This is a genomic window from Cetobacterium sp. (genome assembly GCF_977044495.1).
Window position 1 is genome coordinate 22,991 of sequence record NZ_CDRRQU010000019.1, and the last position, 22,245, is coordinate 45,235.

Below are 22,245 nucleotides of genomic sequence, written 5' to 3' on the forward strand. Positions count from 1 at the left end.
TCTACTTATATTAAATTTTTTGAGGGGCTATTTTCCAAATCTCCTTTGCATATTCATCAATTGTTCTATCCGACGAAAACTTACCACCATTTGAAATATTTATCCAAGCTTTCTTTCCCCAACTTTCTCGATCTGAATACTCTTTATTTATTTTTTCCTGTGTTTTTCTAAACTCTTCAAAATCTTGTAATACAAAGTATTGGTCTGCTTTATGCCAAGATGCTCCTTTTAATAATGAATCATATATCTCTTTATAAACTCCTGTCTCCTCATCATCTAAAGATTCATCAATTAAGGCATCTACAACTCTTTTTAATCCTTGAGTACTTTGATAAGGCACGTATGGATTGTACCCCTCTCTTTTCATTTTCTCTATCTCCTCAACCTGCAATCCAAATATATAGTTATTCTCCTCTCCAGCTTCTTCTACAATCTCTACGTTGGCTCCATCTAAAGTTCCAAATGTCACTGCTCCATTTATCATAAATTTCATATTTCCAGTTCCAGAAGCTTCTTTTCCTGCCGTAGAAATTTGTTCTGAAACATCTGCCGCTGGAAATAATAACTCTGCTGTTGTCACATTATAATTCTCGATAAAAATTACTTTTATCATATCTTTTATCTCTTTATCGTTATTGATAAGATTTGCAACCTCATTTATCAATCTAATAGTACCCTTAGCTCTCATATATCCCGGCGCAGACTTTGCACCAAATATATATGTCACTGGATAAATCTTCATACTTGGATTCTCTTTTAACCTATAATATAAATCTAAGATGTGAAAAATATTTAGAAGTTGTCTTTTATATTCATGTAATCTTTTTATTTGAATATCAAAAATTGAATTTGGATTAATTTTTATTCCTTGAGCTTCTTCTATGTATTTAGCTAATTGTCTCTTTTTTTCAGATTTTATACTTAAAAATCTTTCTATGACATTTCTATCTGCTGAATATTTCTCTAAGTTTTTCATTTGAGAAAAATCTGTAATCCACCTGTCTCCTATAAGATCAGTTATTAATTTTGACAGTTCTGGATTACACTGTAATAACCATCTTCTTTGAGTTATACCATTTGTTTTATTCAAAAATCTTTCTGGAAATAATTCATACCATTCTTTTAACTCTATATGTTTTAAAATGTCTGTATGTAATGCTGCCACACCATTTGTTGCAAAAGATCCATATATTGCAAGCCATGCCATATGTATAAGATCTCCTTGTATTATTGACATTCGCTCTCTTCTACTCTTATCTACTGGAAACCTCTCTTCCAATAAATTTAAAAATTGAAAATGTATTCTCTCTGTTATTTGAAATATTCTCGGTACCACCTCTTCATAAAGTCCAATCCACCATTTCTCTAAAGCTTCTGATAGTATTGTATGATTTGTATAAGCAAATGTTTTTTCAACTATTTTCCAAGCATCCTTCCACAACAAATCTTCTACATCACATAAAATTCTCATAAGCTCCGGTATAGCTATAACTGGATGAGTGTCATTCAGTTGTATGGCTGCAAACTCTGGTAATTTTTCAAAATTTGTTCCGTGTAATCTTTTAAATTTTCTTACTATATCCTGTAATGATGCTGAAGTAAAAAAGTATTGTTGTTTTAGCCTAAGTTTTTTCCCCTCATTTGTAGAGTCATTTGGATACAAAATTCTAGATATATTTTCTGCCTCATTGACCTCTTTTAAAGCTTTTTCATACTCTTGATTATTAAATGCCTCCAAATTCAACTCATCTACAGACTTTGCTTCCCAAAGTCTAAGTGTATTTACATTTCTAGTTCCATAACCTATAATCGGCATATCGTATGGGACAGCTCTAACTTTGCTATCTCCAAATTCAACTATAACTTCATCAAAAGGCCTACAAATAGTCCATACATCTCCATACTTTAACCATGTTTCAGGAGTTTCAATTTGAAAACCATCAACTATTTTTTGTTTAAAAATTCCATTTTTATATTTTATTCCATACCCTTGTCCCGGTAAATCCAAAGTAACTAAAGAGTCCATAAAACAAGCTGCTAATCTTCCTAGTCCCCCATTACCAAGCCCTGCGTCCTCTTCTGCATTTTCAATAGTATTTATATCAAATCCTATCTCTTTTAGTATGCTTTCTACCTCTTTTTCTATCCCTAAATTGATGAGATTATTTCCCAACGCTCTTCCCATTAAAAACTCTGCCGAGAAATAAAACGCTTGCTTACTCTTTTCATATCTTTTTCTAGTTTCTAACCAATTTCCAGATATGCTTTCAATTAAAGCCTTACTCAATCCCTGATAGATTTCAAAAGAGTTTGCTTCATCAATACTTTTATTAAATAAAACTTCTATCTGTTTTTCTATTCTACTCTTTAAAAGTTCTTTTTCAATTAACATCTTTTCATTCTCCTCACTTAGTTTTCATTTAATTTTTTCATAAGTTGCTGAATCTCTAACTCTTTTTTCTCTAATTCTGCTTTTAATCTAGCTTTCTCTTTCAACTGTTTAATTATTTCATCCTTACTGCTAAGTTCATTATTTAATTTTTCATTTTCATTTTTTATACTCTTTAACTGATTTGTATTTACAGAATTGAATTCCACCATTTTTTTATCAGATTTCTCTTGCAATAACTTCTTCACTTCTTTCGATTCAAAACTATCTCCTATATAGATATGTGGTGTTATAATAGGTCCTTTTTTTGAATCTAAATTTATTGGGACAATTACCTGTGCATAATCTTTTATCATATTTTCATTTGTAAATAATGACGAATTTATAAAAATATCTTGTGAAGTCGTAGAATTTCCAAATAATATTTTTAAATTATCCACTGGAACTAAATTAGCCTCTGTTATTTCTCCCGGTCTTAATCCAAAATCTAAAGCTTTTGTATAAAATCCTTTATCTTTATCTTTCATATTAAATAACCTTTGTTCTTTACCATTAAATCCAATATATTTGGCGTCTGACCAATTTACAAAGATAACATCTTTAGATGTATTTTTTATCGATATCTTTATCTCTTGCTTATTGAAACTTACATCCATAATAAATTTATCCGATACAATTTTATTTCCTTCTAAATTTAAAGGATAATCTCTTAAAGTTGTATCCTTAACCCCATATATTTTAGCTATTTTTTCCATTGCTATAGAATTTTCCGCTTTATTTGGTGTTACTGTACACCCCGTTATCATAAGTGTTGACAATAATGCTCCTAAAAAAAATAGATTTTTCATTTAACTCCCCTCTTTCTTTAAAAATCTAAAGTTATTATTTTATTCATATCCTTTCCAAATCTATTCTCCAATTTCATCAGATGGATATCATTTTTTATATGCTCTCTTACAATATTAACCAAAAGCTTATTCTCTGAATACGTTCCACAAAATTCTCCCTCATAATTACTTGCAATTATTGCTGCAAATGAATCTACAGCTATCATTATTCTTTTTTCAGAATCAGTTATATTTAGATTAAAACTATCTCTTATATAAGTTTCTGCCCCTAAACTCATGTAATCCATCTTATTAAAACTGAATAATATAATTCTAACGCCTCTTTCTTTAAGTTTTTTAAAATCTTTTTCAAATTCAAATAAATCCAAATTTGTATTTATATACACAATTTTTTCCGCTCTTTTCAATATATTTCTAAACCTATCTCTTATATCCTCAAAAGAATTCAAATTATAAAATTGTTTTTGTTTTCCATTCACTTCTACTTTGTTTAATTCATCTTTTAAAAATTTTGTAGCACTGTTTACTTCTTTTTTATAGTTCTCAAAAAGCTCTGTTAAATCAATAGCTTCATATAAAGTTATCTCCTTATCCAGATATGAATTAATATACCCTTCTTTTGTAGAATATCCAAGTTTTGATAAACTGTCGTTCTCGGATATCCAAGAGCTTTTGCAATTTGCGAACCATTGGCACCCGGATTTTTTATCAATTCTAAAAAAACTTCCGCTTCTTTTCTTCCAAAACCAACCTTTTCTAAATTTTTTAAAATTTTTTCATTTTCTATCAAAATATCCTCCTACTCCTTAACTCCTCCAACAGTCAATCCGCCCACAAGATATCTTGATAGACTAATAAATAGTATTATAACTGGTACGCTCGTTATCAGCGCAGCTGCTGAATATGTCCCCCACTCTGCACTAAAAGCTCCTTGGAGATTAACTAATCCAACTGGTAAAGTTAATTTTTCTGTTGATGTTAAAATTATTCTCGCTATCACGAACTCAGACCAAGCCGTCATAAATGAAAACAATGACGTTATCGCAAGAGCTGGTGTCGAAATAGGTAACACTATTTTATACATAACTTGCCATACTTTGCAACCATCAATATATGCACTTTCCTCTAAAGATTTCGGAATTGTATCAAAATATCCTTTTAACATCCACACAGAAAAAGGAACCGATACTGCCACATAAGGCACTAGTAACCCTAAAAAGCTATTCACCAATCTTAATTTTACTAATATTATAAACATAGGTAGTAGCAACATTGGCGCTGGAAACATCTGAGTTATTAAAAATGTCATCATTCCTACTTTTCTTCCCCAAAAAGAAAATCTAGAAAATGCGTATCCCGCTGTTATCGATATAAAAACTCCTATTACCGCCGTTAATGTTGAAACAACTAGAGAGTTTTTTAACCAAATTAGAAGATCCGTTTCAAATATTGCTCGTTTGAAGTTCTCCAATGTAGCATCCTCTGGTATTATTTTTAAACTTGTAGAAAAAAGTTGATCTCCCGGTCTAAGTGCTACTGATAAAACATTCAATAACGGATAGAGAGTTATCAAAGAAAAAATTATCAATATAACATAGATTCCAACGATTTTTTTCCAACTATCATTTTTTTCAAAATGAATGTTTTTTTCAATCATCTTGATTCCTCCTTAAAAATATTACTTTTTCTCACATATATCAGAGAAAATACAAGTAAAAATACAAATATCAGCACTGAATACGCTGCTGCAAACCCATATCTATAGAAATTGAATGCTAGTCTATAAACATCTGTAACCAAAATCTGGGTTTCTTTATTTCCATATCCACCTGCTAGAATAATTATTACATTTAACATATTAAATGTCCAAATTGTTCCTAAAATTATTGCTGGTGTCAATGTTGGTTTTAAAAGAGGTAGCGTTATATCTTTAAATTTATTCCAAGCACTAGCTCCATCTATATCTGCTGCCTCGTATAACTCTGAAGAAATCGATTGTAGCCCTCCCAGTGTTATCATCATCATAAAGGGAAATCCCAACCATATATTTGTTATTATCGCTGCATAAAAAGTCAGTTTGGGATCACTTAACCAAGGTAAATTCTCTATTCCAAACCAACCTAGCATCAAATTTATAGCTCCAAAATTTTGATTAAACATACCTTTCCAAGTAAGAGCTGCTATATATTGAGGCATTGCCCAAGGGATTATAAGAAAAACTCTCAAAATTGATTTTCCGGGAAGTTTTCTATTTAATAGTATCGCTAAAAATAATCCAATAGTCACATGAAAAAATACGTTTACAAAAGTCCAAATTATAGTTCTAATAAAAGTTGCTAATACCTCTGGATCTTGAAACACTCTAATATAATTTTGTAATCCAACAAAACCAGGATTTTTAAACGTTCTCAAACTCATATTTGTTAAAGACAACCAAAACCCATAACCTAAAGGATAAAATACCATTATTGCCATCACTATAAAAGCTGGTGCTATAAATAAATAGGGTGTATTTTTTCCTATTAGTCTTCCTTTTCCGCTCATAACCGTCTCCTTTAATTTTAGAGGTTGGATAAATCCAACCTCTAGATTTATTACTCACCTTTTATTATTTTAATACCCTCTACTGCGTCTCTTTGCATTTTTTTCGCCGCATCCTCTGGAGTCATTTTACCATTTAAAACAGCTTCTAAATTAGGTCTCATAGCATCCCAAATAGCTCTCATCTCAGGCACAACTGGCATTGGAACTGTATACTTTATTGTTTCGATTGAATCTTGCATCAATTTATCATTTTTAACTTTCGGTAACTCTCTCGCAGCCTCTATACCTGGTGCTTGAGATTGATTTAATGCTATCTCAGCATTTATTTCTGGTGTAAATATATAATCAAAGAACTTATTTAAAGCTTCTTTTTTATTATCTGGTGTATTCTCTGAAAGTGAATATCCTTTAGAAGCATTTGTAAACAGTGCATAACCTTTTGTAGAAGGTATTGGCATTGGAGCAACCCCTAGGTTTATCCCTGCATCTTCATACTCTTTCCAAGACCAAGCCCCATTTAATATCATTGCTGCTTTTCCCTGTTTAAATAGTTGTGACGCTATATCATAATCCATTCCCGCTTCGCCTAAATCATATTTACTTCTGATATCTCTCACAAAAGTTAAAGCCTCTATCATAGCTTTATTATCTAAAGTAGGATTGCTATTACTGTCGAATATCTCTCCTCCAAATCCATTATAAAAACCTACAAACCAAAACGGTTCTTTCTCATTATATAAAAATCCATATTTGGAATTGGCTTTGTCCTTTGAATCTACGGCTCTATTTGATTTTGCTATTTTTAAAAACTCCTCCCAAGTTTTAGGTGCATTTGGAACTAGCTTTTTGTTATATAAAAGAGCTATCTGATTTCCCAAAAACTCTGGTAAAAGATATAACTGGTTATCATACATACCACTTTTCAAAGCGCCTTCATTAAATTGCTTTATTAAATCTTTTGATACAACTTTGTCTATAGGTTTAATTAAATCTGAAACCATAAAAATTCCAATATTATCATTTGGTCCATAAACTATATCTGGTCCTTGTCCAGCTAAAGAGGCATTTTGAAATTGAGTTCGCAAATCCTCATTGGAATAGTGAACTACATTTACTTTTACATCAGGATTTTTTTTCATGAATTCATCAACTATTTTTATATAGGCAGGTCTTACCGCTGGTTCCATCTGTTCCCATAAAGTTATTTCAGTTGTTTTAGCTAAAGATATTGTTGAAAATAAGGTTCCTGCTACTAATAGTAACATTGGTTTTTTTAAAATATTTGTCATCTTACCCTCCTTAAATTTTGTTGTACTTTAAATACAACATAATTATTACCCTATTTTTTTTAAATAGTCAATACTTTTTTTATTTTTAATTGTACTATTTTTTATTTTTATGTTATTTTTAAGAAATTTTAGTTTTATTATTGACAAACAAGAAAAAATGTTATAAATATATTATCATAAATGTTGTACCAAATTTACAACAAATAAAAAACAAAGCAGGGGGAGTAAAACTATGAAAATCAACAAACTTCTTACACTTTTATCTTGTATTATCTTAGCTGGTACAGTTGGGGAAAAAACTTTTGCTAAAGAGGTTGTTCAAACTCCTGAAGTTGTTACAAATTCTTATGATGTATCAGCTTTAGAAGATAGAATTGCTAAATTAGAGTACAATCAAGAACATCCGAGTTTTGAATTTCACGGATATGGTAGATCTGGATTTCTTTTAAATACAAATAATGATTTAAAAAAAGGCAAAGTTTTTAATAAAAATGGCGTTGGTAGACTTGGAAATGAGAGTGACACTTATATCGAAGCTGAACTTGTTAAAAACTTCTACCTTGATAACGGTTCTTGGTCTAAATGGCATATCATGTTTGCTAAAGGAACTGACGATTATAATGACTGGAATGAAAATGTAGCTCTTAGACAAGCCTATGCTGAGATGGGAAATCTTCCAATATTTTCAGGTGCTTTCAAGGAATCTGTTATTTGGGCTGGTAAAAGATTCTATAACAGAAGAGATATTCATATAACAGATTTCTATTTCGCTGACTATTCAGGAACTGGAGCTGGAATCGATAATATCAAAATAGGGGAGGGAATGTTAGATTTAGGTATCATTGCTAGAGATTACGATAGCTATGATTCAGTTGGTCCAGTTAGCAACTCTGCTAAAGAGGATGGATTAAATGTTGTAAACCTACTTGCCAGATATGATATTGGTTCTTGGGAATTTGATTTAGGAGCTGCTTTTTCCAAAGACAATGAAAATAGAACTATAAATAATGGAAATGGAAACTATAGTACATACAGTGCTGCTGACTATGGATTACAATTGGGAGTATTCTATAACACGCCTGGATACTATTGGAGTGGAAAAGGTTTCTCTAAACTTTTTGCTCAAGTTGGATATGGACTTAATGCTGGGGATGGATTAGGAACTGCTGGAAGAGGTGCTGAAAATAATTTGGATGATGCTTTTTCAGCTAGAATTGGTACTTTTGGAGTTTTACCAATCAATAAAGATTGGGATTTATTTACAACAATTGTTGCACAGCACAATAAAAATAGCAAATTTAATTACAATGCAGGTCTTTTAGATCCTCAAGGAGATTCTTACTCTGTGGATGTTGATGGACTAAAGTCAACTTGGCTTAGTGTAGTGGCTAGACCAGTTTATAAAATTAATGAAAACTTCGAACTTCAATTTGAAGCTGGATATTACTATGTAACAGAGGAAAAAACTAGTGGTAATGATGTCAATGGTAACCTATACAAACTTACATTTGCACCAACATTTAAGTTAAATTCGAACGATTTCTGGGCTAGACCTGAAATCAGAACATTTGTTACTTGGGCTGGTTGGGACAATAACTATCAAAAATCTTTCCAATCTGATTTAAACTCTTATAGTGGAAAAAATGGAATAAATGTTGGAGTTCAAGCCGAAGTTTGGTTCTAATTTAATCCTTATATGTTTGTAATTCCCTTTTGAGGCACCTTCCTCCTGTTGGTGCCTCGTTATATATTAAATCGAAGTGAGGTATTTTTATGAAAAAAAAATCAAGTGGTATACTTCTACATATAACATCATTACCTGGAAAGTATGGAATTGGTGACTTTGGAGAGTGTGCCTATGAGTTTGTTGATTTTCTAACAGCTAGTCACCAAAAATATTGGCAGATTCTTCCCATGGGAATAACCGGTTATGGTGACTCACCCTACCAGTCCTTCTCCTCTTTTGCAGGTAATCCATACTTCATAAACTTAGAAGAGTTTATTAAATTGGAAGTTTTGAACACTGGCGATTTAAAAACTCTCGCAGAATTAAATATTAATCCTAACATACAATACGATAAATTATATATTGAGCGATATCTAGTTTTAAAAAAAGCTTTTTCAAACTTCAAAAATAAGTACTCTCTAAATGCTTTAGAAAATTTTAAAAATAAAAATATCTGGTGGCTTGAAAATTATGCTCTTTATATGGCTATTAAAAATAAATTTAATGGAATCTCTTGGCTAAACTGGCCCAAAAATTATAGACTTAGAGATAGAGATACGTTAAAAAAAGCTAAGCTGGAGCTAAAATCTGAAATTGAATTTCATATCTTTTTGCAATACTTTTTTTATAAGCAATGGAAAGAATTAAAAAATTATGCAAACAGCAACAATATAAAGATTATAGGAGATATCCCTATCTTTATTGCTACCGATAGTGCTGATACTTGGGAAAATCCAAAAATGTTCTGTTTTGACAAAAAACTTCAACCTAAAAAAGTTGCTGGTTGTCCTCCAGACGCCTTTAGTGCTGATGGTCAACTTTGGGGAAATGTCCTATATAATTGGAAATATATTGAAGATAACAATTTTAAATGGTGGATTAAAAGAATTAAAAGCTGTTTCAAACTTTATGATACTGTCAGAATCGACCATTTTCGAGGCTTTGAATCTTTTTGGGCTATTCCTGCTAAAGCTAAAACTGCTAGATTTGGGAAATGGGAAAACGGTCCCGGTATAAAACTTTTTAATGCAATTAAAAAGTCTCTAGGTAATTTAGATATTATCGCAGAGGATTTAGGTTTTTTAACCCCAAAAGTTCATAGACTTTTAAAGGAATCTGGTTTTCCTGGGATGAAAATATTGGAATTCGCTTTTGATTCAAGAGAGGAAAGTGATTATCTGCCCCATAAATATCCTAAAAAAAGTGTTGCGTATACTGGAACTCATGACAACCAAACTATTGTTGGTTGGTACAGCACCATCAACACCAAAGATAAGGAGTTTTGTGACAGTTATCTCAAGAAATTTCTAGCTGATAAGAGTGTCCAAGATGACTCTATAAATTGGAAGTTTATTGAAGCCCTATGGAGTTCTAACTCACAACTTGCTATAGCTCCCATGCAAGATTTTTTAGGCTTAGATGATTCCAGTAGAATGAACACACCTTCCACTTTAGGAGATAACTGGAAATGGAGAGTTGAAAAAACTCTTTTAACTGATGAACTCTCTGCAAGGATAGCACTTTTAACTCAAAAATATAATCGTTAAAAAATAGTAGCTCAGAAATTCTGAGCTACTTTAACCTAAAGTAAGACTAGTAATAAGTCTTACTTTTTTAATATTACATCAATATACTCATCCTTGCTGTTCATTTCTAAAATATCAAAATCAGTAAATCCAACTAAATCTATCAACTCTTTTTCTGTAAAGCAAGTATTCCACTTTCCCTCTTTAAAATAATCTTTTTCCCCAAATCTAAACGAAAGATAAAGCAATCCTTTTTCAACTAAAACTTGATAAAATTTATTTAAAACATAGTATAAATCTAACCTATCTAAATGCAAAAGTGTATCCAATGCCCAAATACCAATAAAACGCTCCCTATCTGTCAATACTCGCATGGTTTTAATTATACTCTCTTTTGCGATAGTTTCATGAACTTTGTCCCCATTTTGAGACTCCAATTTTAAATGCTCAACATTGTGACCTCTCTCTAGAAAAAAACTATTTATGACATCTCCTTTTGGTTTTAATGTTAAAATTTTTCCGTGTTTTAGTAATTTTTTTTCAAAATTATGAACATCTTCTAACTTGACACTCGTCCCATTATGCAACCGACCTCCTTATTTTTTTAACTCTCCCTAACTTTATATACAAGTCTCCTCTTATTTTTCCTTGCAATACGCATTAAAATCTCTATAAAGTTTTATGGAAGGGAGTATAGTTAAAAAATTAAGAATATCTTTTCTTTTCCTCTTATCGTGTTCTCATCTAGATTAGATATGTTGTCTATTATGCCAACTTTTAAACTTCCTGTTCCCACAAAGTTTTTTTCTGCTAGTTCTCCCGCTATTCCCATTGCGACTACTCCTCCTACTCCACTTACCAAAGGATTGTTTCCACCTCCTAAAAATGTCCCAATTAGAGAGGATATCATGCACCCTGTTCCTGTAACTAACCCCATTTTCTTATGTCCATTCATCACTTTAAAAACTGTTTGTTGGTTTCCAATATAATCAATCTCCCCAGTTATAACTACGATTGAACCAAATTTTTTAGCTGCAAGCCTCACTATTTCCTCTCCGATTTCATTTTTTTCTAAAGAATCTACACCTCTACTTAAAGAATCTATCTCTAAAAGGGTTTTTATCTCTGCCATATTCCCTTTTATCACTGCAAACTTTATCTCTTTTAATAGAGAGTCCACCATCTCCTTTCTAGCTTTTGTAGCTCCTACACCAACTGGGTCTAAGACAATTGGTTTTTTTAACCTATTAGCAATCTTTCCAACAGCTATCGCCATGTCCCTCATACTCTTGTCCATAGTTCCAATATTCAAAACTACACTTGCTGAAAAACCAATTATCTCTTCAATTTCCTCTTTACAAAATGACATTAGTGGTGAACCTCCAATAGCTAAAGTTATATTTGCACAGTCATTTATAGTAACTATATTTGTCAAATGGTAAACTAGGGGTGTATTTTCCTTCAGCTTCTTTAAAGCTAAAATTACCTCTTCCACAAGCTCCTCTTTTTCAATCTTCCTATTCAAAATCAACACCAGCCTTTCTATAAAGATCTATAAAATGTCCCACAGGTCCGACTCCCTCACCTATGGAGAAAGAGTTTTTTATTGTATCCGTTATATATTTTTTACTTTTCTCTATTGATTCGCTTACAGAATACCCTTTCCCTATGTATGAAGCAATTGTTGATGAGAGGGTACAACCTGTTCCATGAGTATTTTTTGTTTCAAACTTCTCCTCATAAAATTTAATAATTTCACCTTTTTCTGTTAGAAGTATATCCGTGGAATTCTCCTCTCTATGCCCACCTTTTATTAAAACATTCTCAACTCCCAAGTTCTTAATTTTTTTAGCTGCCAAAATCATATCCTCTTCAGATTCTATTTTCATACTTGCTAAAATTTCTGCCTCTGGAATATTCGGTGTCACAAGAATTCCTATTTTTAAAAAATCTTTTAAAGCTTCTATAGCTTCCTCTTTCAAGAGATAATAACCACTTTTTGAAACCATCACTGGATCTATAACTACATTTTTTCCTTTTACACTTCTTAGGGTATCATAAACTACCTTTATAATTTCACTACTAGATAACATACCAACTTTCACCGAACTTATATCTATATCCTCATATAAAACTTCTATCTGTCTTTTTATAATATCTAAATCTATCTCTTGTACCGCAAATACCCCTTTGCTATTCTGGGCTGTTATTGCCGTTACGACACTCATCCCATAAACACCTTGAGCACTCATAGCCTTTAAATCCCCTTGAATCCCTGCTCCACCACATGAATCAGACCCTGCTATAGTCAAAACTTTTTTCATTTTTTCCTCCTAAAATTTTTATAAAAAAAACTATCTCTAAATAGAGATAGCTAATTTACAAATTATAGTTATACTTTTAACTAAAAAATATTGTATTTTGCTACTTCCCTACGCTAGAATTAACTAGATCAGGTTCAAAGGGTCAGTTTTTTAACCTCTCAGCCTTTCGGCTCCCCTAGTAAACTTTTTTGTTTTATTTTATTTATAAAGTTTTTGCAACTTTTTGAACTTTTTCTTTAAAATCAGTAATATCTTTTATTACTTTTTTAGAATCCACAGTTTTTATTTGTTTATCCTCCACTATTAATTTTCCATTTACTATTACAGTGTCAACATTATTTGCATTAGCTGAATAAACTAAAGCTGAATATGGGTCATATATTGGATTCATATTCACTGATTTTGTCTCCACTATCACTACATCCGCTAGTTTACCAACTTCTAGACTTCCTAATTCATTCTCTCTATGGATAGCTCTCGCTCCACCTATTGTTGCCATTTCAACAGCCTTTTCCGGTGGTAATGCCGACCTGTCCTTTGTATCTAACTTATGCAGTTTTGCTACATATCCCATTTGACCAATTATATCCAAAGTATTTCCACTCATAGGTCCATCTGTCCCCAATCCAACTCTCATACCCATATCGTGCATCTTTAACGCTGGTGATATCCCTTTAGCGGATTTTATATTAGCGACCATATTATGAGCTACTCCTATATCTCTTTTTTTCATTAACTCTATATCGGTATCAGTCACAAAAATATTATGAGCTGCAATAAATCTTTCATTTAATAATCCTACAGAATCTAAATATTCAATTGGTGTCATTTTATACTCTTTTTTTATTCTATCAAACTCACCATCAGTTTCCGCTACGTGCATTGAAACAGGAACATTATATCTCTTTGAAAGCTCCTCAATTTTTAATAGCTCCTCCTTTGTTACAGTATGTGGTCCATGTGGTCCAAATCCCGGAGTTATTAACTCATCATTCTTATATTTCTCTACAAAAGCAATTGCTCTATTTAATGCTTCTCCTTTTTCCTTTCCGTCTGCTGTTGGATATTTAATTATATTTTGAGTCATAATCCCTCTCAATCCAACCTCTTTAACAGCCTGAGCAGCACTTTCTTCAAATAGATACATATCCACCATAGTGGTTACTCCTCCAAGAGCCATCTCCATAGCACCATGTTTTGCTCCTATGTAGGACATCTCAGGACTTACCATTTGTTTTTCCAAAGGAAATATATATCTGTTTAATCTATCTGGAACATCATCAGCTAATGATCTAAATACAGTCATTGAAGCGTGTGTGTGAGTATTTATCATTCCAGGCATTATAATTCCATCCTCAGCATCAATAACTTTATTAGCACTATATTTTTTTAATAAATCTTCACTTCCTACTGAAATGATTTTATTATTTTTTATAACAATAACTCCATTCTCTATAATTTCTTTTTTTTCATTCATAGTTAAAAGAGTTCCATTTTTTATTATTATACTAGCTTGTTCTTTTTTTTCAACTAAAGAACTGCAACCAACTATAAATAAACTCCCTAGTAACAATACACCTTTTAAATAGTATTTCATTAAATAATCCTCCCACATACTGTATCCCAAATATATATACACTTTTAGTGAATATTTTACGAAATGATTTTAACATATTTGAATATAAAATCAAAGTTTTTTATTTTCTTAATTTTATATATAGTATTCTATACATTAATAGTATATAATTGATACAACATATTTTTAATGGGAGGTAGTTTTATGTTAAAATTTTTAAAAGATACTGATATTGATGTTTACAATGCTATTGAAAAAGAGTTAGCTAGACAAGAAAATGGTTTAGAACTTATTGCCTCAGAAAATTTTGTTTCAGAAAGTGTAATGGAAGCTGTTGGTTCGGCTATGACTAATAAATATGCGGAAGGATATCCCAATAAACGTTATTATGGAGGATGTGACTTTGTAGATATCGTTGAAAGTTTAGCCATTGAGAGAGCAAAAGAACTTTTTGGTGCCAAATTTGCTAATGTTCAACCTCACTCTGGTTCTCAAGCTAATATGGCAGCCTATAGAAGTTTAATAGATTTAGGAGACTGTATTCTTGGAATGAGATTAGATCACGGCGGACACCTAACTCATGGCAAAAATGTCAATTTTTCTGGAAGCGATTACAGAGTTGTATCCTATAGCGTTAAAAAAGATGATGAATTAATCGACTATGAAGAGATTAGAAAATTGGCTCTAGAAAATCACCCTAAACTTATTGTTGCTGGAGCAAGTGCTTATCCTAGAACTATTGATTTTAAAAAATTTAGAGAAATAGCTGATGAAGTCGGAGCTTATCTGGTTGTTGATATGGCTCATATCGCTGGCCTCGTTGCTACCGGACTACATCCATCCCCAGTTCCGTATGCCCATATAACTACTAGTACAACACATAAAACTCTTCGAGGTCCTAGAGGTGGACTTATCTTAACAAACGATGAAGAGATTGCTAAAAAAATTGATAAAATTATATTTCCTGGTATCCAAGGTGGACCTTTAATGCACGTTATCGCTGGTAAAGCCGTAGCATTTAAAGAAGCTCTTTCTCCTGAATTTAAAAAATATCAAGAACAAGTCGTAAAAAATGCTAAAACTCTAGCAGACACTTTAATTAAAAATAAAGTTAGAGTTGTCAGTGGTGGAACTGATAACCATCTCATCCTTGTAGATCTTACAAGCTTAAACATCACTGGAAAGGACGCAGAAAAAACATTGGAAAAGGTTCATATAACTGTCAATAAAAATGGAATTCCTTATGATACAAAAAGTCCTTTTATTACAAGTGGAATTAGACTTGGTACTCCTGCCCTAACAACAAGAGGAATGAAGGAGGAGGAGATGGTTTTAATTGGAAACTTAATTGTTAAAGCTTTACAAAACAGTAATAATGTTGAAACTCTTCAAAGTATCGTCGAAGAGATTAATATTCTTTGTAAAAAATTTCCTTTGTATAAAAACAAATAGCTTAAATAACTTTTTGAAAATTTTGTTTTCTTGAATTTTTCCTAGATTTGTTTTATAATATAAGTAATATCATATGGAATGGAGAAAAATATTATGACAAAATTACCTAATTGTCCCAAGTGTAATTCAGAATACACTTATGAGGATGGAAATCTGTTTGTTTGCCCAGAGTGTGCTCACGAATGGTCAATGGAAAGTACTGAAGATAATTCAGACGATTCTTTGATTGTAAAAGATGCCAATGGTACTCTTTTAGCTGATGGAGATACTATAACTGTTATCAAAGATTTAAAAATCAAAGGAAGTTCCTCTGTCGTTAAAATTGGAACAAAAGTAAAAAATATTAGATTGGTTGAAGGGGACCACAATATTGATTGCAGAATTGATGGAATTGGAGCCATGAAACTAAAATCTGAATTTGTAAAAAAAATCTAAGGTCGTATCCCTACGACCTTATTTTTATTCTCTATTACTTTTTAATTAGAATGGTGTATTCTTTGTTGGAATAAAGTTCCTCCAAATTTTTATTTAAAATATCTTTTTGATACTTCTTTTTTACCAAAAGTAGCTGTCCCTCACTCAGTTTGTCTACATCATCTAAAGAAAGTTCTTCTACTGTATCCTTATTTATCTCATTAGAAATATTTTTAGCATCCTCAAATCTATAGCTATAAACCTTCTCAGTATTTTCCTTTAAAATCTCTATACTATCCTTCATAGTAAAATTCCTATTATAATATGGCAACAATCCAGCACAAATAATTAATATTATACAATTTATATACAATAAAACTTTATAAATTCTATCTTTTGTTCCACTCCAAGTTTTTTCAATGACTCTCAATGACATCACAACTATTCCATAATAAAGAGGTAACAAATATATATCTAATTTACCGCTTATTAAACTAAAAAATATTAGATTTGGAACAAATAAGCTAAACGCTATTTTATCGATATCTTTCCAATTTTTTCTATTCTTCCAATTTTTTAAACTTTTATAAAGTCCCAGTATAAAAAATGGAGCTATGGGTAAAGTCGTCAATGGAAGTAGTTTCAAATAGTAGTATATTGCCCTTGTATGCGTTTTAGCTTTAACGACTCTTCCCAGTGTTTCTTGCCCTACTATCAATCCAATATAATTTTTCCCCTCAGGAAAACTCAGTATCATTAAAAACCAAAGTCCCAATATAACTACTGTTATACCTAGTCCCAACAGTAGTCTCATCCTCTTCAAATAACCCAAGTTATTATCCAAATACAAATAAACTATTATTGTCAATACTGGAATAATAAAAGCTGCCCCACCTTTTACTAAAACCCCTAAAGCTATACAACCATACATATAGATACTTTTATTTAATGGTATCTCCTTTTTATCTAAATATGAGGAAAAGAAAAAATAGATACTTCCCATTATAAATGTCGTCATTAAAGTGTCCATTCTCAATACTAAGGATACTCCAAATATATATGGCAATGTTATAAAAATAGCAGTGGATACATATGCCATTTTTTCACTCCAATATAGCTTAGATAATTTGAAACCTAAAAAAGCAGTTATTCCTGCTGGAATGATATTTGCTAGTATTAAGGAAAGTGGGTAAAAATTATCTTTACTAACATATCTAACTAATCCCAATATCCAAAAATAGATGGGTGGTTTATCCGGATAAAGCTCTGTAAAATATTTGAGAATTATAAAATTTTTATTTTCTATCATTTGTCCTGTTATCACAAAATACTTTAATTCATTTCTTATATCTGGAAATCTTAAAAAAGTTATCCCTATAATCAAAGCAAAATACCCTATGAAAAATAACTTGTATCTCTCTTTATATGTATCATCTTTAAATCGCATATCGTCTCCTCAATTCCTATTTCTGCCCCACTGGATAGTACTTAAATAAAGATCTTACCTTACAATTTTTGGCATGAACATTTCTAAGGTCAAAATAAAACTCTCCCTTCATTCTCTCCTTCAGTTCTTCTAGATTAATTCCTCTAAACTGATTCCATTCAGTCACCAAAACTACAGCATCAGCCTTTTCACTAGCTTCCTCTTCATCTTTACAATACTGTATTTTATCTCTATACTTTTCCAGTCTCCACTTCGCTTCCTCTATACCTTTTGGGCAGTAGGTTTTTATTTTTGCACCGTTCTCTATTAAGCCTTTTATTATGTCTAAACTTGGAGCATCCCGAACGTCGTCTGTATCAGGCTTAAAAGATAATCCCAATATACAGATAGTTTTGTCTTCTACTCCCTCCATTTCTTTAATTATTTTGTCTATCATTTTTCTCTTCTGTTTTTCATTTGCAGATATCGCAGCAAAAACTACACTCATCTCTTCTCCATATTCTTTTCCTATTTCAACTATCGCTCTTGTATCTTTTGGAAAACACGATCCTCCATACCCTGGTCCACAGTGTAAAAACTTTGGTGATATTCTTCCATCCATCCCCATTGCTTGTGCTATTTCCTGTGTATTTGCTCCAACTTTTTCAGCTAACAATGCCATTTCATTTATAAAAGAGATTTTTACTGCCAAAAAAGCATTGGAGGCATATTTTATCATTTCAGATGTTCTTCTATTCGTGAAAACAAAAGGAGTTTTGTTGATGTACAAAACATCATATATTTTTTTCATTATTTCTAAAGCTTTTTTGCTCTCGGTTCCTATTACAACTCTATCCGGTCTTAAGCAATCATTTACCGCTTTTCCCTCTCTTAAAAACTCTGGATTTGAAACCACATCAAACTCTATATCAATTTTTCTTTTTCTCATTTCATTCTCTATTGTTTCCTCCACTAAATCCCCTGTTCCAACCGGGACAGTTGATTTATTAACTACTACTGCATATCCATCTATATTTTCCCCTATCTCTTTTGCACACTGCAACACATAGGTTAAATCTGCTGAACCATCATCTCCCGGAGGAGTTCCCACAGCTATAAAAATCACTTCCGCACCCTTTAGTGCCTCTTGCTTATTCGTTGTGAAATGTAATCTTCCTTCCAAAACATTCCTATCTAAAATCTCTTTTAATCCCGGTTCATAGATTGGAAGTATTCCATTTTTTAAATTTTCAATTTTCTTTTTATCTATATCTAAACATATGACTTTATGCCCAAACTCACTTAAAATTACACCTTGTACTAATCCAACATAACCCGTTCCTATCACAGTTATTTTCATTTTACTTTCCTCCTAAATACCATTCTACAAATTTTTCTATTCCATCATCAAATTTTGTAGTTGGTTCATATCCCAAAAGTTTTTTAGCTTTCTCTATATTTGCATAGGTTCTTTTTACATCTCCGGGCTGCATAGGTAATCTTTCTATTATCGCATCCTTACCCAAACATTTCTCTATTGTCTGCACCATTTTATTTAAAGAGATTGCATCCGATTCCCCTAGATTAATAATCTCATACACGTCTTTATGTTTCTCTAAATACTTTACTCCCTTCACTATACCGTCAATTATATCGTCAATATACGTATAATCTCTAAATGTTTCCCCATCTCCAAAAAATGGAATACCCTCATTTTTTAAAATTTTATCAACAAATTTATGTATAGCTAAATCTGGTCTCTGTCTTGGTCCATAAACTGTAAAAAATCTAAATTGTAACGTATCTATATTGTACAGATTAAAGTAAACGTGCCCAAAAACTTCGCAAGACTTTTTTGTTGCAGCATAGGGAGAAATTGCAAAATCTACTATATCTGTTTCTGTAAAAGGAACAACTTTATTATTTCCATAAACAGAACTAGATGAAGCTTGTATGAATTTCTTAATTCCATATTTTTTACAACACTCCAAAAGATTTAGATAACCACCTACGTTTACTTTTTCATATTCCAAAGGATTTTCTAGAGATGGTCTAACTCCAGCCAGTCCAGCTAAATTTATAACCATTTCAATCTTATTTTCATTAAATATCTTGTCTAAACTTTCAATATCTTTTAAATCACAATATTTTAAAGAGTAGTTACTTAAATCTACTTTTTCTAACAATGCTTCTATTTTCTTCTCTTTTGTGTTCCTTGATAAAATCTCTACAAGATATTCAATTTTATTTATGCTTTCTAAAACATTTTTAATTTTTATATCTTCCGAATAAAAATTATGAAAATTATCTACTCCAATTACACTGTGTCCTAAACTTAACAATCTCTCCACTAAATGTGACCCTATAAATCCTGCTGCCCCTGTTACGATAATTTTCATTTACTCTTCAACCCCTTTATTTTTTCTTATTAAGTATATATTTCTTGAATAAATTAACACATTTGGTGCTTGTCCCAGTATGAATACAGGATCCCTCTTATATATTGCATAAATTAATAAAAAAACACTACCCGATAAACTAAGTGTCCAAAACGAAAAAGGAATAACACTCTTTTTAGCCTTTTCACTAGCCAACCATTGTATAATAAATCTCATTGAAAAAAGTCCCTGCCCAACAAAGCCTATGACTAAAAAAATATTCCAGTTTTCTACTCCCATCATGATTATCCCTCTATTTTCCAATTCAACATTCTATTTTTCATCCACCTTACTGCGAATACATCTTTAAAAGCCTTAAATCCTCTTCCAAAAACTCTATATTTTGATTCTCCGTATAATCTATCATAGTGCCTTACTGGTACTTCCACAACTCTATATCCCATATATTTTGCCAAAGTTGGTAAAAATCTATGCATTCCATTGAATAGTTTATATGATTTAACAACCTCTCTTTTAAATAACTTTAAAGGGCATCCTGTATCTTGGATATTGTCACCTGTCACAAAATTTCTAAATCCATTGCCAACTTTTGATGCCAACTTTCTTTTAAACCCGTCTTCCCTAGTTGCTCTTTTTCCATTTACTACATCATAATCTGAAATATATTCTAGAAGTTTATAAACATCCTCTGGATCAGTTTGTAAATCTCCATCCATCATTAGAACCAAATCTCCTTGAGATTTTTGAAAACCGGCATCAATCGCTGCACTTTGTCCATTATTTTTTGTAAAATGGTAAACTTTAACATTTTTATTGATCTCTTTCAAGCTATTTAAAACCTCATAACTGCCGTCGTTGCTACCATCATTTACAAAAATAATTTCATACTCCTTAAAACCCTTTTTAAAAGCTGTTTCCACCCTTTCTGCCATAGGAATAATGTTATCTTTTTCATTGTAAACTGGTATTACTGCTGATATCTCCATTGTTGCCTCCTCTTTTTTCTTCTATTATAAAGTCAAAAAGTAAATTTTTAGTAAATTTTTTTAAAATAAATTTTTACCATTTTTTTACTTTTTTGTTTTATAATAGGTATACTACAATTAAAATATGGAGGAAAAGCCATGTCAAAAAAAAATATACTTATCATTGAAGACGATCCAAAAATTAGAAGATATTTAGAGCTAGAATTAGTTCACGAAGGATACAATATTGATTTAGCTATAGATGGAAAAGAGGGCTTAAAACTATTTAGAGAAAATGACTATTCGCTTATACTTCTTGACCTAATGCTTCCACATATGAGTGGAGAGGAAGTCTGCAAAATAATCCGAAATGAATCTAATATTCCGATTATTGTGCTAACTGCTAAGGATGAAATTTTCAGTAAAATATCTCTTTTAGATTTAGGAGCTGATGATTACATCACTAAACCTTTTATTATTGGTGAGCTTCTAGCTAGAATGAGAGTTATTTTTAGAAATAAACAAACTTTCACAGATAAAAAAATATTGAAATTTGAAAATATCTCGCTTAACTTAAATACAAAAGAAGTACTTTTAGATGATGATATAATTATTTTAACTAAAACAGAATATAATCTCCTTCATTATCTAATGATTAATAAAAATTTAGTTTTAAGCAGAGAAAATATTTTGGAAAATGTTTGGGGCTACGATTACTTTGGAGATGGAAAAATTATTGATATGTATATAAAAGCTCTTAGAAAGAAACTTGATCCTGATAGTAAGTATATTAAAACTGTTCGTGGATTTGGCTACTCTTTAAAAAAGGAGGATTAAATTGAAAACACTTTCGGCTACTTTAAAAAAAAGTTATTTTCAACTTATCTGTCTCTTTACTATTGTTTTAGTTTTATCACTATCTATCACTGGAAAATATCTAATTAACTCCTCTAAACAATATTTAAGAAATGCTATGGGGTTTCTCAAATATGAAATTTTAGAAGAAGTTAACTCAAAATCTATAGAGATTTTTACCGGTGATTTAGTCAATAGACTTTTTAAAGTTGAAAATCCATCCCTTGATGATTTAGAAATAACAATAAAATATAAAAATTTAATATATACGGAAAACACAAATCATAAACTTTTAGAAGCTGCCACTGAAGATAAAGTCAAAAATGTTCATTGGTATGACTACATGGTTTTAAAAAATGATTTAATTAATAAAGATGAAGAAGTTTATACCGTCATTCTTGTAAAAAATTTAAGAGAAGAGAAGAATTTTTTCTTCGATATGATTTACATATTTTTGTCGGGATTATCTATCTGTATAATCATATCTATATTTGCTTTCACAAGATTGTTGA

22 protein-coding genes and 1 riboswitch are annotated in these 22,245 nt (G+C 31.2%); of the genes, 6 read left to right on the forward strand and 16 right to left on the reverse strand.

What is annotated here, in order from left to right; translation table 11 throughout:
• Nucleotides 1-10: 10 nt before the first annotated feature.
• From ACWI69_RS06240 to ACWI69_RS06270, 7 genes are all read right to left on the reverse strand, one after another.
• Nucleotides 11-2,392, reverse strand: coding sequence for a glycogen/starch/alpha-glucan phosphorylase (locus tag ACWI69_RS06240; protein ID WP_448820986.1), 2,382 nt, complete (start codon nt 2,390-2,392; stop codon nt 11-13).
• A gap of 17 nt (nt 2,393-2,409) precedes the next feature.
• On the reverse strand, nt 2,410-3,237 hold the full coding sequence (locus ACWI69_RS06245) for a hypothetical protein (RefSeq protein ID WP_448820987.1): 828 nt from the start codon (nt 3,235-3,237) through the stop codon (nt 2,410-2,412).
• 17 nt (nt 3,238-3,254) lie between these two features.
• On the reverse strand, nt 3,255-3,716 hold the full coding sequence (locus tag ACWI69_RS06250) for a TrmB family transcriptional regulator sugar-binding domain-containing protein (RefSeq protein ID WP_448820988.1): 462 nt from the start codon (nt 3,714-3,716) through the stop codon (nt 3,255-3,257).
• Nucleotides 3,717-3,817: 101 nt separating this feature from the next.
• Nucleotides 3,818-4,027 carry a helix-turn-helix domain-containing protein gene (locus tag ACWI69_RS06255; RefSeq protein WP_448820989.1) on the reverse strand — a complete coding sequence of 70 codons (210 nt, stop codon included), beginning with the start codon at nt 4,025-4,027 and terminating at the stop codon, nt 3,818-3,820.
• A 9-nt stretch (nt 4,028-4,036) separates the two neighbouring features.
• Nucleotides 4,037-4,894, reverse strand: a complete 858-nt coding sequence (locus tag ACWI69_RS06260; RefSeq protein ID WP_448820990.1) for a sugar ABC transporter permease — start codon at nt 4,892-4,894, stop codon at nt 4,037-4,039.
• Entirely contained in the window at nt 4,891-5,781 is an 891-nt protein-coding gene (locus ACWI69_RS06265) for a carbohydrate ABC transporter permease (RefSeq protein WP_448820991.1), read from the reverse strand. Before ACWI69_RS06265 ends, ACWI69_RS06260 begins: the two co-directional genes overlap by 4 nt.
• A gap of 50 nt (nt 5,782-5,831) precedes the next feature.
• Nucleotides 5,832-7,070 (reverse strand): sugar ABC transporter substrate-binding protein, encoded by a 1,239-nt coding sequence (locus tag ACWI69_RS06270; RefSeq protein ID WP_448820992.1) that lies wholly within the window; start codon nt 7,068-7,070, stop codon nt 5,832-5,834.
• 232 nt (nt 7,071-7,302) lie between these two features.
• Here ACWI69_RS06270 and ACWI69_RS06275 point away from each other — a divergent pair, with 232 nt between their 5' ends.
• Both ACWI69_RS06275 and malQ read left to right on the forward strand, forming a co-directional pair.
• On the forward strand, nt 7,303-8,754 hold the full coding sequence (locus tag ACWI69_RS06275; protein ID WP_448820993.1) for a carbohydrate porin: 1,452 nt from the start codon (nt 7,303-7,305) through the stop codon (nt 8,752-8,754).
• 89 nt (nt 8,755-8,843) lie between these two features.
• Nucleotides 8,844-10,343: a 4-alpha-glucanotransferase gene (malQ, locus tag ACWI69_RS06280; RefSeq protein WP_448820994.1), complete on the forward strand. Its 1,500-nt coding sequence runs from the start codon at nt 8,844-8,846 to the stop codon at nt 10,341-10,343.
• Nucleotides 10,344-10,402: 59 nt separating this feature from the next.
• Here malQ and ACWI69_RS06285 read toward each other — a convergent pair whose 3' ends face one another.
• The 4 genes from ACWI69_RS06285 to ACWI69_RS06300 all read right to left on the reverse strand — a co-directional run bounded on the left by ACWI69_RS06285 (nt 10,403) and on the right by ACWI69_RS06300 (nt 14,243).
• The gene (locus ACWI69_RS06285; RefSeq protein WP_448820995.1) at nt 10,403-10,909 is read right to left on the reverse strand and encodes a hypothetical protein; all 507 of its coding nucleotides are present in this window, start codon (nt 10,907-10,909) and stop codon (nt 10,403-10,405) included.
• 110 nt (nt 10,910-11,019) lie between these two features.
• Entirely contained in the window at nt 11,020-11,847 is an 828-nt protein-coding gene (gene thiM, locus ACWI69_RS06290) for a hydroxyethylthiazole kinase (RefSeq protein ID WP_448820996.1), read from the reverse strand.
• Nucleotides 11,840-12,646 carry a bifunctional hydroxymethylpyrimidine kinase/phosphomethylpyrimidine kinase gene (gene thiD / locus ACWI69_RS06295; RefSeq protein WP_448820997.1) on the reverse strand — a complete coding sequence of 269 codons (807 nt, stop codon included), beginning with the start codon at nt 12,644-12,646 and terminating at the stop codon, nt 11,840-11,842. Before thiD ends, thiM begins: the two co-directional genes overlap by 8 nt.
• 88 nt (nt 12,647-12,734) lie before the next feature.
• Nucleotides 12,735-12,833, reverse strand: a riboswitch (TPP riboswitch).
• Nucleotides 12,834-12,848: 15 nt separating this feature from the next.
• Nucleotides 12,849-14,243 (reverse strand): amidohydrolase, encoded by a 1,395-nt coding sequence (locus tag ACWI69_RS06300; RefSeq protein ID WP_448820998.1) that lies wholly within the window; start codon nt 14,241-14,243, stop codon nt 12,849-12,851.
• Nucleotides 14,244-14,426: 183 nt separating this feature from the next.
• On the opposite strand from ACWI69_RS06300, the gene glyA reads away from it, so the two are divergent.
• Both glyA and ACWI69_RS06310 read left to right on the forward strand, forming a co-directional pair.
• Nucleotides 14,427-15,674 (forward strand): serine hydroxymethyltransferase, encoded by a 1,248-nt coding sequence (gene glyA, locus ACWI69_RS06305; protein WP_448820999.1) that lies wholly within the window; start codon nt 14,427-14,429, stop codon nt 15,672-15,674.
• Between the two features lie 93 nt (nt 15,675-15,767).
• Nucleotides 15,768-16,109 carry a zinc ribbon domain-containing protein YjdM gene (locus tag ACWI69_RS06310; RefSeq protein WP_448821000.1) on the forward strand — a complete coding sequence of 114 codons (342 nt, stop codon included), beginning with the start codon at nt 15,768-15,770 and terminating at the stop codon, nt 16,107-16,109.
• 34 nt (nt 16,110-16,143) lie between these two features.
• On the opposite strand, the gene ACWI69_RS06315 is transcribed toward ACWI69_RS06310, so the two are convergent.
• The 5 genes from ACWI69_RS06315 to ACWI69_RS06335 are packed head-to-tail and all read right to left on the reverse strand — an operon-like array spanning nt 16,144 to nt 20,899.
• The gene (locus ACWI69_RS06315; RefSeq protein WP_448821001.1) at nt 16,144-17,535 is read right to left on the reverse strand and encodes an ArnT family glycosyltransferase; all 1,392 of its coding nucleotides are present in this window, start codon (nt 17,533-17,535) and stop codon (nt 16,144-16,146) included.
• Between the two features lie 16 nt (nt 17,536-17,551).
• On the reverse strand, nt 17,552-18,874 hold the full coding sequence (locus ACWI69_RS06320) for a UDP-glucose dehydrogenase family protein (protein ID WP_448821002.1): 1,323 nt from the start codon (nt 18,872-18,874) through the stop codon (nt 17,552-17,554).
• Nucleotide 18,875: 1 nt separating this feature from the next.
• Nucleotides 18,876-19,913: a GDP-mannose 4,6-dehydratase gene (locus tag ACWI69_RS06325; RefSeq protein ID WP_448821003.1), complete on the reverse strand. Its 1,038-nt coding sequence runs from the start codon at nt 19,911-19,913 to the stop codon at nt 18,876-18,878.
• Nucleotides 19,914-20,195 (reverse strand): lipid-A-disaccharide synthase N-terminal domain-containing protein, encoded by a 282-nt coding sequence (locus ACWI69_RS06330; RefSeq protein ID WP_448821004.1) that lies wholly within the window; start codon nt 20,193-20,195, stop codon nt 19,914-19,916. It abuts the gene before it with no gap.
• Nucleotides 20,196-20,197: 2 nt separating this feature from the next.
• The gene (locus tag ACWI69_RS06335; protein WP_448821005.1) at nt 20,198-20,899 is read right to left on the reverse strand and encodes a glycosyltransferase family 2 protein; all 702 of its coding nucleotides are present in this window, start codon (nt 20,897-20,899) and stop codon (nt 20,198-20,200) included.
• A gap of 138 nt (nt 20,900-21,037) precedes the next feature.
• Here ACWI69_RS06335 and ACWI69_RS06340 point away from each other — a divergent pair, with 138 nt between their 5' ends.
• The gene (locus tag ACWI69_RS06340) at nt 21,038-21,715 is read left to right on the forward strand and encodes a response regulator transcription factor (protein WP_448821006.1); all 678 of its coding nucleotides are present in this window, start codon (nt 21,038-21,040) and stop codon (nt 21,713-21,715) included.
• 1 nt (nt 21,716) lies between these two features.
• The coding region (locus tag ACWI69_RS06345) for a hypothetical protein (protein ID WP_448821007.1) at nt 21,717-22,245 on the forward strand (529 nt) is incomplete at its 3' end.